Origin of the sequence: Actinoalloteichus caeruleus DSM 43889, from assembly GCF_000429185.2 — a bacterium.
Taxonomy (GTDB): domain Bacteria; phylum Actinomycetota; class Actinomycetes; order Mycobacteriales; family Pseudonocardiaceae; genus Actinoalloteichus_B; species Actinoalloteichus_B caeruleus.
The window spans coordinates 2,055,013-2,069,371 of sequence record NZ_AUBJ02000001.1; the positions used below are offsets into that span (position 1 = coordinate 2,055,013).

A 14,359-nucleotide genomic window follows, 5' to 3' on the forward strand; every position below is an offset into this window, starting at 1 on the left:
GGTGGTCCCGTCACGTGACGGGACCACCCGGGCCGGGCTCGTCGGGGAGGGCCACCGGGCCGCGGCGCGCGGCGGCGCGCCGGTGTCTGGCATTCCATGGGCGGACGCGGGGCGGCCACCCGCGCCCCGGCCGTCCGCGACCTCGCCACCAGCGGCGACCGGCCCGGCACGCCGGCCGGCGGGTCGAGGACCTCCAGCGAGCGGCTGAGTGGACCACTGGCTCGATCCAGCCATCCGGTTGAACCGCACAGCGGACTACTTGTTCCGCTCTGAGGTCGCATGAGAACCTGGGTGGCGTCCTTCCCCGCCCGGCCCACGAGGAGAGCCGCCATGACCGAGACCGGCGCCCCACCCGGCGTCACCGAGTCCTCCGGCACGACCCGAAGCACCTCGGACGAGGAGGGCGGCGGCGGCCGCATCCGCAGCGTCGCCCGCGCGGTCGAGGTGCTGGCCAGGTTCGACGAGGACACGCTGAGCTGGACGGTGAGCGACCTCGCCCGGGCCACCGGCCTGCCCAAGACCACGCTGGTCCGCATGGTCGACACCCTGGAGCAGACCGGGATGCTGTGGCTGCGCCCGGACGGCCAGATCACCGTCGGCGCCGGCCTCCTCCGCTGGGCACGACTGGCCCGGGCCGCCTGGGAACTCCCCGAACCGGTCATGCAGGCCATGCGCCGGCTCGCCGACGAGTGCGGCGAGACCACCAGCTTCTACGTCCGGCAGGGACCGCACCGGATGTGCGTGGCCCAGCAGGAGGGCCCGCAGACCCTGCGGCAGGTGGTCCGCATCGGCGACCGCCTCCCGCTGTGGGCGGGAGCCTCCAGCAAGGTGCTGCTCACCGGGGCGCCGGACGAGGTCGTCGAGGCCGCCGCCGTCAACTCGCCCTACGGACCCGGCTACATCGCGCAACTGCGGGAACAGGTCGAACAGACCCGGGCCAACGGCTACGCCGTCACCCACGGCGAACGGGAGAACGGCGTCTCCGGCATCGCCGCGCCCATCCTCGGCGGCGAGGGCCACCTCATCGCCGCCCTCGCGCTCGGCGGCCCCACCACCCGGTTCACCCCGGAACGGGTCTCCCGACTCGTCACGGCGGTGACCGCCGCCGCCCACTGGATCTCCGGGCTCCGACTCGCCGCGACCTTCCCACCCCCGGAGGACGGCTGACCCGCCCCCGCCCGTCCCTGACGGCGCCCCCCGCCGAACCACCCGCTCGTCGAAAGGCACTCCATGAGCCTGCTGCCCGTCACCGCCCCCGCCGAGGCACCCACCCCCACCATCCCGGAGGTGGACGCCGACCTCCTCGCCGCGCTCGCCGAGGTACCGGCGGCCAACCTCGGCGACGCGATGGGGCGCTTCAACGTCCTCGACTCGCGGATCCAGGCCATCTGGCCGGGCGCGAGGCTGGCGGGCCGGGCCAGGACGGTGTGGACGCGGGCCGGCGACAACCTCTTCGTGCACCAGGCCATCGAACGCGCCGAACCCGGTGACGTCCTCGTCGTCAACGGTTTCGCCGACGAGTCCCGCGCGCTGATCGGCGAACTGATCGGGGTGAAGGCCAAGGCCCGGGGCATCGCCGGTTTCGTCCTCGACGGGGCCGCCCGCGACGCCGCCGACCTCGCGGCCCTGGGCCTGCCCGTCTTCGCCAGGGCCCTCACCCCAGCCGGCCCCTACAAGGACGGCCCCGGCGTCCTGGACACCACCATCGCCGTCGGCGGGGTCGCGGTCACGCCGGGCGACATCATCGTCGGTGACTCCGACGGGGTCGTCGTCGTCCCGCTCAGCGAGGCCGCCGGGGTACTCGACGGCGCGAGGGCCCTCCAGGAACGGGAGGCCGTCAAACGCGCCGCCAACCGCCAGGTGCCCGCCGGGGACCCGAGGTGACCGGCCCGTCGACCCCGGTGGTCTACGTCCCCCGGCCGGTGCACCCCGACGCGCTGGAACTCCTCGCCGGGCACGGCCGGGTCGTCCCCGGCTACGGGGCGGACGCCGTGCCCTTCGAGCAGGTCGCCGACACCGTCGAAGCCGTCCTGCTCCGCACCGCCGAGCTCCGCGCGCCCAGCATCGACCGGGCACCCCGCCTGCGGGTGATCTCGCGGCACGGCGTGGGGGTGGACACCGTGGACGTCGCGGCCGCCACCGCCCGGGGCATCCCGGTGTGCGTCACGCCGGCCGCGAACACCCTGGCCGTCGCCGAGCACGCGGTGGCGCTGCTGCTCGCGGCGAGCCGGCTGGTGGCCCTGGCCGACCGGGGCGTCCGCCGGGGGGACCACGACCTGCGGCGCTCCCTCATCGGGACCCAGCTCACCGGCAAGCGGTTGGGTCTGGTCGGGTTCGGCCGCATCGGCGCCGAGGTGGCCCGCATCGCCCGGGCCGGGTTCCGGATGGAGATCGTCGCCCACGACCCCTTCCTCCGCGACGAGGAGGTCCGGGCCCGGGGCGGGTCACCGGTGGGCTTGGACGAGCTGCTGTCCACCTCCTCGGCGGTGAGCCTGCACCTGCCCAGGACCGACCGGACCGCCGGGCTGCTCGGTGCCCGGGAGCTGGGCCTGCTGCGGGCGGACGCGGTGCTGGTCAACACCGCCAGGGGCGGCATCGTCGACGAGGCCGCCCTCGTCGACGCGCTGCGGTCGGGGCGGCTGGCCGGCGCGGGCCTCGACGTCGTGGACACCGAACCGCTGCCGGCCGGGCACCCGTTGACCGAACTGGACAACGTCGTGCTCACCCCGCACGTCGGCGGCCAGACCAGGGAGTCGATGCGGCAGGTGGCGATGGACGCCGCGCGGGCCGTGGTGGACGTGTTCGAGGGCCGTCAACCCGCCCACGCCGTCAACCCCGAGGTGTTCTCCGCGTAGTCCCCGACCGCCGCCGCTCCCGCCCGGGGTGGCGGTGGCGGGACCGGCCGGGGTGGGCCGGCGGGCGCCGGGTCGCGCGCGACACGACCCGGCGCCCGCCCTCCGACGGCGTTCCTCCCGGTCAGGTCCCGGTGCGGGGCGCGTGCAGGCTGGCCGTCGCGGGCCCGAGCCGGTCCGAGGCGGACTGGCCCTGGTGCCAGTGCGGGTAGATCAGCCAGGGAGCGCTGACCTCGTCCAACGTCGCCCGTTCCTCGGCGGTGATGGTGAGGTCGGCGGCCGCGAGGTTGTCCACCAGCTGCTCGTCGCGGCGGGCACCGACGATCACCGAGGTGACCCCGGGCCGGCCCAGCAGCCAGGCCAACGCGATTTGGGCGGCGGACACGCCGTGCCCGTCGGCGATCTCCACCAGGGTCTCGACCGTGTCGTAGAGCTTGTCGACGTCCCGCACCGGCGGTTCGCTCCACTCGGTGAGGTGCCGGGAGCCCTCCGGCGCCGGCTGGTTCCGCCGGTACTTGCCGGAGAGCAGGCCGCCGGCGAGGGGGCTCCACACGAGGATGCCCAGGCCCTGGTCCAGCGACAGCGGCACCAGCTCGTACTCGGCGTCGCGGGACTCCAGCGAGTAGTAGATCTGCTGTGCGACGAACCGCTGGTAGCCGTGCTGGTCGGCGGTGGCCAGCGCCTTCATCAGCTGCCAGCCCGAGTAGTTCGAGGCAGCCAGGTAGCGGACCTTCCCGGACCGGACGAGGGTGTCGAGGGCCTCCAACGTCTCCTCCAGCGGGGTCTCCCCGTCCCACTCGTGCACGTGGTAGATGTCGATGTGGTCGGTGCGCAGCCGCCGCAGGCTGGCCTCGACCTGCCGCAGGATGTGGTAGCGGGACAGGCCGCCGTCGTTGGGGCCGTCGCCGGTGACCAGGCGGACCTTGGTGGACAGCAGCAGCCGGTCCCGGCGGCCCTCCACCACCTCGCCGACGATCTCCTCGGACAACCCGTCGGAGTAGATGTCGGCGGTGTCGAAGAGGTTGATGCCGGCGTCGAGGCAGAGGTCGACCTGCCGCCGGGCCCCCGCCACGTCGGTGTCGCCGAGCGAGCTGAACCCGCCGCGTCCTCCGAAGGTCATGGTGCCCATCGTCAGCGTCGACACCCGAAGGCCGGACCGACCAAGTTGCCGGTACTCCATGCCGCAGCCCCTCTCACTGCTCGCGTCCGTCGTCTGGGGGTGGTTGCCCGGTCCCCGGTGGGCGTGCGCCCCGGGCCCCGAGTTGATCTCCACCCTGGGGGAGGTGGGAGTGGAGGGCAACAGGAAAAATCGGCGAGCCGGGGACGGACGTCCACCGGGGTGTGCCGACGGCGGGGTCGCGGCGGGCCGGTCCTCGGGCTGGCTCACCTCCGCCGCGCCCCACGAGGTCGGGACGACACCGACCGGCGAGGAGAGCTCCTGGGGGCCGCGGTCCGATCCTGCTCGGTCGCACCTCGACGGCCCCGTGCTGCTCACCCGACCGCTCGGGCACTCCGCCAAGCCGCTGACCGCGCGGCACACCGGCACGCCGGCACGCCGGGACGTCCACCCCGGCACGACCAGCCCGGACCAGCGGGGCCGTTGGGGGCGGCGACGAGCCGAGGCCCCGGCCGACTGCCCGTCGAGGACGGACGGCGCGAGTTCGCCCGCCCCCGAGCACCGCCCGCGACGGTTCCGCCGGGCGCGCCGCTGGCGAGGCCGGGCGCGGTCGGCACGAGCCTCGCTCGGACAGCGCGCCGGGCGGCGAGCCTTGACCTCAACCAAGGTTCACGACGCAGGGTCGCTCCGTCCACAACGGGAGGAGAACAACGTGGCCACCGGCAGCGACCGCATCCTGACCGCCCTGGTCAGGGACTACGAGCACGCCTGCAACACGAACGACGCCAGGTTCATGAACGACCTGTTCGCCGACGACCCCGTCTTCGTGACCTTCGGCGGCACCCTCGTCGACGGCAAGGAGGAGCTCTACCGCGCCCAGGCCGCCGTCCTCGCCCCGGGTGGCGTCCTCGAACACACCAACGTGAGCTACACGGTCGAGCGCATCACCCGCCTCGACACTGGCGTGGCGGTCATCCACGCCCGCCAGCGGACGCGGCACTCCGGCACCACCGACGAGCGGGCGGGCAAGCACCCCATGGAGTCGGTCCTCATGCTCGTCGCCCAGCTCGACGACCGTGGATGGCGGATCAGGATCGGGCAGAACACCCCCGTGACCTGACAGCGGAGTCCACGCCGCCGCGCGGACCGCCCACCGGGCGCCGGGTCGAGGTCGGGCTCGTGATCACCGGGGCAGGAGCGGCGGGGACGGGCGGGAATGGGGCTGGTCGCGGCCCGTCGGCCGAGTGTCGGGTCCTCCGGGCCGCGTGGGGAGGCGCGCACCCCCGGAACACGGCGGAGGGCGCCGGCTCCGTCCCGCGACGGACCCGACGCCCTCCGACCACCGAGGACCGGCGACGGACCTCGGGTGGGAGTGGAACTCAGTCCTCGATCAGCAGCTCTTGCCCACCGAAGACCAGCCGCCAGTCCACCGAGTGGAACTCGTCGGAGTCGACGACCTCCCGCTCGGCCACCCAGTCGATCAGCAGCTGGCGGATCTCCGCCAGCTCGTCATAGACCACGGGGGCCTCGGTGACGTGCGGGAAGTTCCCGCCGCCGGACTGGCGGTAGTTGTTCAGCGCCAGCACGAACTCCTGGTCGTCGGCCACCGCGACCCCGTCATAGGCGAGGTCGACCACCCGCTGCCCCACCGGCTGCCCCAGGTCGAGGTCGTAGGTGAGGGCGGCGTCCAGTCCACCGACGATGTCGTACAGGTAGTCGGGGGTGCCGTAGGGCGCGGTGGCGGTGGGGGCGTTGGTCACGTCGTCGGCGGCGTGCGGGCCGGGGCCGTCCACCGACTGGTAGTACTCGGCCGACTTCTCCAGGAAGTCACGCAGCTGCGAACCGGTGAGCACGATCCCCAGCAGGGTGTTGTCGAACCCGTACAGGGAGGCGACGTCGCGGACGGTGACCTCGCCCTCGGGGATCACCGCGTCCCGGTTGAACGGGGCGGCGGCGGCCAGCACCGGCAGGTCGGCGTGCTCGGTGCCGGCCAACGCCCCCGCCACCGTCTCGGCCTGCACCTGGTTGATCAGGTCGACGGCCGCGCTGTCCTCGTACCGGGAGGTCGCCGCGGACATGGCGCGGGCGTTGTGACCCACCGTGCTGTTCACGTAGGCGCGGGCCGCCTCGTGCTGCTCGGCGACGAGGTCGACGATCGCCGGGTCCTCCGGCACCGTCGCCGAGTCGAGTACGTGGGAACCCAGGCCGGTCACCGTCCACCGGCCCCGCTCCATCCGCAGGTCGATGTCCATCACGGACAGGCGCTGCCCCCACTGCTTGGGCTGAGTGATCAGCACCTCCTGGCCGGTCTCCTCGTTGGTGACGAACCGTTCGGGCACCTCCTGGTGGGAGTGCCCGGCCAGGATCGCGTCGATCCCGGGCACCTGCTCGGCCAGCATGCCGCTGGCGTTCTCGGGGAACGGCAGGGCGTCACCGTAGGAGGACGAGGGGTCGATCCCCGAGTGGGACAACGCGATGACGATGTCCGCGCCGGCCGCCCGCATCTCGGGCACGTAGGTGCGGGCCCGTTCCACGATCCCGTCGAACTCGAGGTGCCCCTCGACGTGGGCCCGGTCCCAGATCGCCGAGCCCGGGGTGGTCAGCCCGAGGAAGCCCACGCGGATCGCCCGTCCCCGGTCGGGGCGGACCGTCTCGATCGTGTAAGGCCGGTAGGCCGGTTCTCCCGTCCCCGCGTCCAGCACGTTCGCGCCGAGCAGCGGGAAGTCGGCCTGCTCCTCGAAGACGTCCAACACGTCCAGGCCGTAGTTGAACTCGTGGTTGCCGAGGGCGCTGGCGTCGTAGTCCAGGGCGTTCATCGCCGCCGCCATCGGATGCGTCTCCCCCGACTCGGTGATCGGGTCGACGACGGCGTGGTAGTAGGCCAGCGGGGTGCCCTGGATGGTGTCCCCCGCGTCGACCAACATCGTGCGGTGCGCGCCCCGGTCCTCCCGGACCTGGTTGACCAGCGTGGACACCTTCGCCAGGCCCACGTGGTCGCCCGAGGAGTCCGCGTACTCGGCGTCGGCGAAGTAGTCCCAGTTGAGCACGTTGCCGTGCAGGTCGGAGGTGCCCATCACGGTGAGCGTGAACTCGGGAACGCCCCGCCCGCGCACGTCGGCGCCGGCCGGCCCGGCCAGGGCGGGCAGCGCGACGGCCGCGCCGGCGAGGGCGACACCGAGTCTGGTGGCGGTTCGTCCCCGCCCCGGCAGCCGGCCGGAGCCGGTCGTTGGTCTGCTGTGCACCAGGTCCTCCGTAGAAGCATCGGTCGTCCGCCGCCCCACCGGCCCGGCTCGTCCGTCTCGTCGGGGGCGGGCGGCGTCGACCAGCACCCTACGTAAGAGGTGTCGTGGTCACACCGCATCGTCGGCGAAGTCTCGTGGTCCACCCGGTGACGGGCACCGGGCGTGCCCGGCCCGACACGGGACGGCCCGGCCCCGGGGGTCCGTGCGGGTCACGCGGCACGGAGACCACCGCACCCCGCCCAGGTCCCCGCGCCTCACGGGGCGTCGACCGGATGTCGCGCGGCGGCACGTCGAGCGGGCGCCAGGCCCACCGCGAGGCCCGCCGCGATGAGGCCCATGCCCAGCCACGCCCCCGCCGAGGGCAGCGGCGCCCCGAACGCGAACCCGCACAGCGCGGTGCTCGGCGCGGCGATCCCCGCCGTGAGCCCGGCGACGCCGGCCCCGACCCGTCGGACGCAGGTGAACCAGAGCACGAACGCCACGGCCGTGCCGAGCAGGCCGAGGTACCCCACCGCGAGGAGCACGGCGGGGTCGGCGAACCCGGCCGGGTCCGGGCGTTCGACGACGACCGAGAGCACCAGGAAGGAGGCGGCGGCGACACCGCAGGTCGCCGCCGAGTAGCTCCAAGCGCCCAGGCGTCCCACGACACGGGCCCCGAACAGCGTGAACGCGGCCTCGCACACGGGGAGGGACGCGGCGAGCAGGACCCCGGGGATGTCGGCGCGACTCCACCCGGCGACCGCGACGGCGCCCACGCTGACCACGACCGCGCCGGCCACCAACCGCGCCGGGGGTCGCCCACCCCTGGCCATCGGACCGGCCACGGCGAGCACGATCGGCACGCAGGCGACGGCGGCACCGAACACACCCGGTTCGGTGTGCCGGGTGCCCAGCACCACCGCCAGGTTGAACAGGACCAGCCCGGACAGGGCTCCCGCCACCACCCACACCAGTTCGCGGCCCCGGGGCGGTACGAGCCGGACCCGCAGGCAACGGGCGACCGCCACGATCCCGAGGGCCGCGACGGCGTACCGGGCGGACTGCACCGCGAACGACGGCAGGTGGTGCGTCGCGCCGATGACAGCGACGGTGCTGCCCAGCAACACCATGCCGCCCAACCCCGGCAGCACACCACGCCACGACGGGCCCCGCGGAACGTCCTCATTCGTCATGCGCCCAGCCTGGGCGTCAGTCGGACCGTTCCACAGTGCCACGAACGGCTCGGTAGATTGGTCCAATGACGGGTGGCTCGGACTTCCTCCAGCTCGACGGAAGCCGGGTCCGCCGGGGCGAACGCACCACCTGGCTCGCCGCCAGGCTGCGGGCCGCGATCGCCGACGGCACGCTGCCGTTGGGGGCCCGGTTACCGGCGACCAGGGTGCTCGCCGTCGAGCTGGGATTCTCCCGGGGCACCGTGTCCGAGGCATACCGCCGGCTGGCCGACGAGGGTCTGATCGAGGCCCGCGCCGGGGCGGGCAGCACGGTGGCCGCCCGGCCCGGTGGTCCACCGCCGGCCGCCGCTGGCCGTGCCGGTTCGTCCCGTGCCATCACCACGCCCACCGGGTCCCCCGTCGAAACGGGCGGCGGCCCCGGCGGGCCCTCCGTCATCGACCTGGCCGCCGGACTCCCCGACCTCGCCTCGTTCCCCCGCGCCGCCTGGCTGCGCGCCGAACGGTCGGTGCTCGCCACCGCCTCGGCCCGGCAGCTCGGCTACGGCCCCCCGCAGGGGGTGCCGGAACTGCGGGAACAGCTGGCCGCGTGGCTGGGCCGGTCGCGGGGCGTGGTCGCCGCCCCGGACCGCATCGTGGTCACCTCGGGTGTGTCCGGGGCGCTCAGCCTGCTGGCCCAGGTCCTGCGGGATCGCGGTGTGGACGCGGTCGCGCTGGAGGACCCGGGCGCGGAGGGCAACCGGACGGTGTTGGGGCAGTGGCTGCCCAGGCTGCCACCCGTCGCGGTCGACGAGCACGGGCTGGACACCGCCGCCCTGGCCCGGTCGGGGGCGGGCGCGGTGCTGGTGACCCCCGCCCACCAGTACCCGACGGGGGTGGTGCTCTCCCCGGCACGCCGGCGTTCCCTGCTGGCGTGGGCGGCCTCGCGGGACGGGCTGGTGATCGAGGACGACTACGACGCCGAGTACCGCTACGACCGGGCCCCGGTCCGCGCGGTCCAGCCGCTGTCCCCCCAGACCGTCGCCTACACGGCGAGCGTGTCCAAGACCCTGGCGCCGGGTCTGCGGCTGGGGTGGCTCGTGCCCCCCGACCACCTGCGCGAACCGCTGGTCAGGCTCCGCTGGGCCAGCGACCTGGGTTCGCCGGTCCTCCCCCAGCTGACCCTGGCGCGGCTGCTCGCCGAGGGGGTCCTCGAACGGCACCTGCGGGCGATGCGGGCCCGGCACCGGGCGCGCCGTGACGCGGTGGTCGCGGCGCTGCGCCGGTGGTTGCCGGACTGCCCGGTGCTCGGGGTCGCGGCGGGGCTGCACGTGCTGGTCCTGCTCCCGACCGGCCAGGACGACGCGGAGATCGCCGGCCGCGCCCGGGCGCACGGCGTCCTGGTGCGGCCGTTGAGCCGGCACCGGGTCGCGCCGGGGCGGCCGGGGCTGGTGGTCAACTACGCGGGTCACCACCCGGAACGTTTGGACGCCGCGGTCGGGGTGCTGGCCCGGGTGATCGACCGGAGCCGGCGGCGCCCGGCGGGCCCGAGGATCGCCGTGCGCCGCCCTCCCCCGCCCTGAGCAGCGAGGACACCGCAGGCCGCCCGCGCCCGGAACAACGGGAGCGGCGGTCCCGCCCGAGTTCGCGCTGTCAAGTTCCAGCTGGGTGCGACGGCCTCGGGTCACTCGCACCGGTCACGGTGGTGTCGCGGGGGCTGCTCGGCCATCAGGGTGTCCTGCCCTGCTCCCTACCTCCGGCGCGCGGACCCGTCCGTTCGGGACTGCCGCACGGCGGTGCGGAGCTCCGCCGCCAGATAACCCCGCACCTGCCGTACGCCGCCCTTCGGGTCCGCAACCCGGTCGCGGACCGGGCGGCAGCCGAGTTCGGCCAGGGTTCGCGCGAACCGCTTCGGGTCGACATCACCCAGGGCTGCCACGAGTTCGGCGGTCGGGACGAACTCCCGCCCTCCCTCACCGAGCTCGTCGCCCAGGTGGGCTACCACTGAGGCGAGCGGCTCGGGCAGTCCTTCCGGAGTCCACTCGCCCACCCGGGCGGGTTTCCTGGCTTCCGGGACCGCCGCCTCGGCGCACGCGGCGGACAGCGGGGGATCGGGGTCGTGGCCGGCCGCGTACCCCGTGAGTCGGCCCGCGTGACCGCGAAGTTGCCTTCCCCGCGCGCAGATCGTTCGCCAGTCCTCGTTGGGCAGGTAGTAGGTCCGCACCGTCAGGGCCAGCACCTCGCCGCCCTGGCTGATCTCACCGTCCGGTCGGAGGATGCCCACGCCCTTGTGCGCTGCGAGCAGTCGACTGCTGTCGTAGCCCCGGGTGTTCATCTGCTCGCCCAGAACCATGTTGGAGTCCCGCCAGTCCATGACTCGCAGTGCGAACCGGGAGCCGAGGACGGCGCGCAGTCCCGAGGGGATGGTCCTGGAGTCGGGCCGCTGCGTGGCCAGGATGAGCACGATCCCAGCTGCGGGTCCTTTCTTGGCCAGCCAGGTGAGCAGTTCTCCCACGTATTCCCCGGTGGTCAGCTTCCTGCCCTCCACCGTGATCGACGTCCGGTTCTCCAGAGGCACCTGTACCTCGTCGACCACCAGCACCGTGACCGGCATGTTCAGTGCGTCATCGCGGGAGATCGCCGGGGTGAGCTTGGATTCCGGGCAGGTCGTGTCGTCGAGTGTCCGCATCCGCCGGTAGCGGCCCTGGACCTCGCTGATCAGTTCGATGAGCCAGCCGAGCAACGCGAAGACGTCGTCGGTGTCGTCACCGGCGAGGAACCGGTGCGCGACCTGGCCGGCCGCGTCCCAGTCCTTCCCCGCCTTGAAGTCGGCGACGTAGAGGCGGGCGTGCGGATCGAGGACCGCGCCGGCGACGGCGAGCCGGGCGGCGAAGGTCTTGCCCTGGCGCGGGATCGCTCCGATCAGCAGGGACGTCCACACCAACGGTAGATCCACGCGGCTGCCCTGGGGGTCCCGGCCGAAGGGCACCGGTCGCCACACGTCCCACTGTTCCGCGTCGACCAGGGGCGTGCGGGTCGGTGGTGTGGAGTAGGGGTCCCGGTCGGCCACCCACAGCGCCACGCGCCCGGCATGCCCTCCGCGCCCTCGGACGCGGTTCACGATCAGCTGGACCTCGTCGACCGCGAGCGCCGAGGCCAGTGCCTCCCGGTTCTTCACCACGTCGGCGGCTTTGCGGGTCGCGGGTAGGTCCACGGTGATGGTCCAGCCCTCACCGGCTCGGGTCGCTCGTTCGACCAGGCGAAGGGTCTCGTCATTGCCGAGCAGTTTGGCGTCGCGGAACGCGTCCACCAGCACCTGCGGGTCCAAGCTCCACCGCAGGATCCGGGGGCCGGCCAGAACCGTCCTCCTACCGGGCAGTCCCCCGCCACGCCGACCCAACGCCGCCAGTGCGACGGCCCCGACGGCGCCCACGCACCACGGCCCGGACGGCCCGTGGACCGCGTGGAGGACGGCGAGCGCCAACCCAGCCCCGGCGATGACGCCGAGGGTCACCTTCCACCGGAAGAAACTCAGGGCGCGGATCTCGGTGAACTTGTCGGCAAACTTCCCGGCGTCCCGTGCCGCGTCGGCGTAGTCCCGCACCCGCACCCACCGGCGCCACGACCGGTAGGCGGTGACCAGGCCGCGCAGTACCGCGCCGAGGAAACGGGCCGGGGACCGGAGGATCTCGGCGGTCCCGTCGCGCAGGAGTCGCCGTGCCCGCGTGGTTGGCCTCAGCGGGAGTGGGACCACCGCTGATCGCGACCGCCACTTGGTCAGTCGTGCTCCGAGTCCCTCGGGCGTCATCCGCTGGCTCATGATCCGTTCCGTCCCCGCCTTTCTCCACTCGGGATCACCAGGAGAGCCCTGGTCAGGGTGTGGGCGGTGATCAGGGCGGGGAGTAGCAGCGTGGCGAGCTGGCCCCAGGGGTTGGCGACGTGGGTGAGCAGGAGCCACTGCGCGGTGGTGATGAGGGTGGCGTTGGTCAGCACTCGGCTCGTGACCGACACGACCCGGGTCTCGGTCCGGTTCGCGGCGGTGCGCCGTCCCCGGCGAGCTCCCGCCCGCCACACCAGGACGAGGACGAGGAGGACGAGCGCGCCGCCGAGGACGACGGAGGAAGGGGCGCCGTTGGGGGTCATCGTCGTTCTCCCTGGCTGTCGTCGGGGTCCTGCGTCGACCACGCCCGGTGCAGGTGGCGGATGTCGTCCTCGGTGAGCCCGCCCCACACCCCGACCACGTCGGGGCTGGCGGAGCGGAGTTCGAGTTCCAGGCACGGGTCAGCGACGGGGCAGCCCGCGCACAGGTGGGCCGCGTGGTCCCGTTCGGTGAGACCGTGCGGTGGCTCCGCGGGGCTGCCCTGGGCACAGGCGCCGTCGCGGCGGACGAGCTCGGCGAGCAGGTTGGTGGGGACCCGGCGCAACCGGGTCAGCCGGCGGGAGGTCGCCGCGAGGTCCGGTGTGGGCTCGGTGCTCATCGGGCATCACCACCCGTCCGGCGAGTGGACAGCGGGCCGCGGAGCTCGGCGGTGGTGACGGCCGGGTGGGTGCGGCGCAGCAGGACGCGGATCACGCCAGGTCGCACCGCCCGGCGGACGGTTCTTTCCGGGACTCCGAGAATCCGGGCGGCCTGGCGCGGGGAATGGAATTCGGGACGTGCGAAGTCAGGGCGGGATGGGGGCATGGCGGTGGTCCCTTCACAACAGAATTGTCGATTTCAGCAGCATGTTGCTGAAATCAGCGCACCAATGGACGGGGTGAGCGACGCGGGGCCATGAACCGCGATCAGGTCCCGCGACTAATGCGCTCAGCGGCTACTGTCTGCGCCGAGGCGGAGCGCGGAGGTATGCGTGTCGGACGACTGGGCAGCGGTCGCCAGAGTCATCAACGAGCGGGTGAACCAACTCGGGTGGCGACAGCGGGAACTCGCGGAACGGTCGCAGGTCTCGCAGGCGATCGTGCGGGAGATCCAGCACCACACCGTGGAGCGCCGGCGGAGCGCGCGCACGCTCGAAGCCCTCTCCACCACCCTGGGACTGCACCCGCAGCACCTCCAGGCCGTGTTGGAGGGCAGCACTCCCCCCGAGCCAGGCGAGGCGGTACCGATGCCCGCTGAGGAGGACCGGCTCGCGGCCCGGCTGGCCGCCGTGGAGGAACGACTCGTCGACATCACCGAACGGCTGGACGCCATCAGCGCGGACCTGGCCGACGTCGCTCACCACGTGCGTGCCCGGCAGTGAGGCGAGGACCAGTCCGGTGTGGTGCGTGGCGTCGCGCATACCCAGAATTCAAGGCCCACCAGCGCGGGCATCCCATGAACCGGAACTGCGGAAACACTGCGGAAACACCGCACATGACCTGTTCCCGATGACTCCCGAGAACTCGGCGGAGAATTCATGCACCCCGCGATCAGCAGTTCGGCGAGAACCGCTCCACGAAGCACAGCCCACACGGCTTCGTAGCCCGACATCCGCCACCTCCGCACCAGTAAGTGGATGCCGGCGGCCGGTCCCCCGAGGAGGAAGCTCCGCCTGTGCGCGGACGAGGACCGACCACCAGCCGACCCACGTCCAGGCCTCCTACGTGCTCCGGAAGTGGGTCTCACGACGCGAGTTCGCGTCACCAGCACTGAACAACGTGAGGACGGATGTGAGCACGTGAGTGAGTAGCGGAATCACAAATGACTCCCGCCCCGGCGAATGCTTGGCACCACGCATGACCACCAGCCTGCTGCGCTGAGCGCGACTTCCCTCAGGGCGGGCATACGGAGCCCTGCTCTGACACTGTTCCTGCCGTCGTCCTCGCTGCTCACGTGGAGAGTTGGCGCATGGAGACATCGCCCGGATCCGATGCGACTGGATGATCTTGGGCGTTCGCTGGTCGTGACTCTCGCCGCTCCCGAGTACTCGGAGGGGACGTCCTACCCTGATCCTTGGCCTCGACGAAACCCGGCCCGCGAGGATGCGAGGGGAGCGGGACCCGTGACATCCTCCGCATTCG

General features: G+C 73.2%; 12 protein-coding genes. 6 read left to right on the forward strand and 6 right to left on the reverse strand.

The genetic code is table 11. The features are described from left to right. Positions 1-330 precede the first annotated feature (330 nt). The 3 genes from G443_RS07150 to G443_RS07160 all read left to right on the forward strand — a co-directional run bounded on the left by G443_RS07150 (position 331) and on the right by G443_RS07160 (position 2,855). On the forward strand, positions 331-1,167 hold the full coding sequence (locus tag G443_RS07150) for an IclR family transcriptional regulator (RefSeq protein ID WP_016700244.1): 837 nt from the start codon (positions 331-333) through the stop codon (positions 1,165-1,167). A gap of 63 nt (positions 1,168-1,230) precedes the next feature. Further along, entirely contained in the window at positions 1,231-1,884 is a 654-nt protein-coding gene (locus tag G443_RS07155; protein WP_051314350.1) for an RraA family protein, read from the forward strand. Further along, entirely contained in the window at positions 1,881-2,855 is a 975-nt protein-coding gene (locus G443_RS07160; protein WP_026420539.1) for a hydroxyacid dehydrogenase, read from the forward strand. Before G443_RS07155 ends, G443_RS07160 begins: the two co-directional genes overlap by 4 nt. Before the next feature lie 121 nt (positions 2,856-2,976). Here G443_RS07160 and G443_RS07165 read toward each other — a convergent pair whose 3' ends face one another. Beyond that, entirely contained in the window at positions 2,977-4,152 is a 1,176-nt protein-coding gene (locus G443_RS07165) for an aldo/keto reductase (protein WP_245588961.1), read from the reverse strand. A gap of 529 nt (positions 4,153-4,681) precedes the next feature. Between G443_RS07165 and G443_RS07170 the strand changes: the two genes are divergently transcribed. Further along, positions 4,682-5,089 (forward strand): SgcJ/EcaC family oxidoreductase, encoded by a 408-nt coding sequence (locus G443_RS07170; RefSeq protein ID WP_026420541.1) that lies wholly within the window; start codon positions 4,682-4,684, stop codon positions 5,087-5,089. A gap of 259 nt (positions 5,090-5,348) precedes the next feature. On the opposite strand, the gene G443_RS07175 is transcribed toward G443_RS07170, so the two are convergent. Together G443_RS07175 and G443_RS07180 are read right to left on the reverse strand one after the other, a co-directional pair. Beyond that, positions 5,349-7,211, reverse strand: coding sequence for a bifunctional metallophosphatase/5'-nucleotidase (locus tag G443_RS07175; RefSeq protein ID WP_026420542.1), 1,863 nt, complete (start codon positions 7,209-7,211; stop codon positions 5,349-5,351). A gap of 254 nt (positions 7,212-7,465) precedes the next feature. After that, positions 7,466-8,383, reverse strand: a complete 918-nt coding sequence (locus G443_RS07180; protein WP_081715711.1) for a DMT family transporter — start codon at positions 8,381-8,383, stop codon at positions 7,466-7,468. Positions 8,384-8,448: 65 nt separating this feature from the next. On the opposite strand from G443_RS07180, the gene pdxR reads away from it, so the two are divergent. Continuing rightward, positions 8,449-9,942, forward strand: a complete 1,494-nt coding sequence (gene pdxR / locus G443_RS07185) for a MocR-like pyridoxine biosynthesis transcription factor PdxR (RefSeq protein WP_026420544.1) — start codon at positions 8,449-8,451, stop codon at positions 9,940-9,942. 167 nt (positions 9,943-10,109) lie between these two features. On the opposite strand, the gene G443_RS07190 is transcribed toward pdxR, so the two are convergent. From G443_RS07190 to G443_RS07200, 3 genes are read right to left on the reverse strand one after another with little or no spacing between them, the layout of a single operon-like run. Beyond that, on the reverse strand, positions 10,110-12,179 hold the full coding sequence (locus tag G443_RS07190) for an FtsK/SpoIIIE domain-containing protein (protein ID WP_245588962.1): 2,070 nt from the start codon (positions 12,177-12,179) through the stop codon (positions 10,110-10,112). Continuing rightward, positions 12,176-12,502, reverse strand: a complete 327-nt coding sequence (locus G443_RS07195; RefSeq protein ID WP_026420546.1) for a hypothetical protein — start codon at positions 12,500-12,502, stop codon at positions 12,176-12,178. Before G443_RS07195 ends, G443_RS07190 begins: the two co-directional genes overlap by 4 nt. Then, on the reverse strand, positions 12,499-12,837 hold the full coding sequence (locus tag G443_RS07200; RefSeq protein WP_026420547.1) for a WhiB family transcriptional regulator: 339 nt from the start codon (positions 12,835-12,837) through the stop codon (positions 12,499-12,501). The genes G443_RS07195 and G443_RS07200 overlap by 4 nt, the downstream gene beginning before the upstream one ends. Positions 12,838-13,209: 372 nt before the next feature. Between G443_RS07200 and G443_RS07205 the strand changes: the two genes are divergently transcribed. Further along, positions 13,210-13,599, forward strand: a complete 390-nt coding sequence (locus G443_RS07205) for a helix-turn-helix domain-containing protein (RefSeq protein WP_016700344.1) — start codon at positions 13,210-13,212, stop codon at positions 13,597-13,599. The last annotated feature ends 760 nt before the right edge of the window (positions 13,600-14,359 follow it).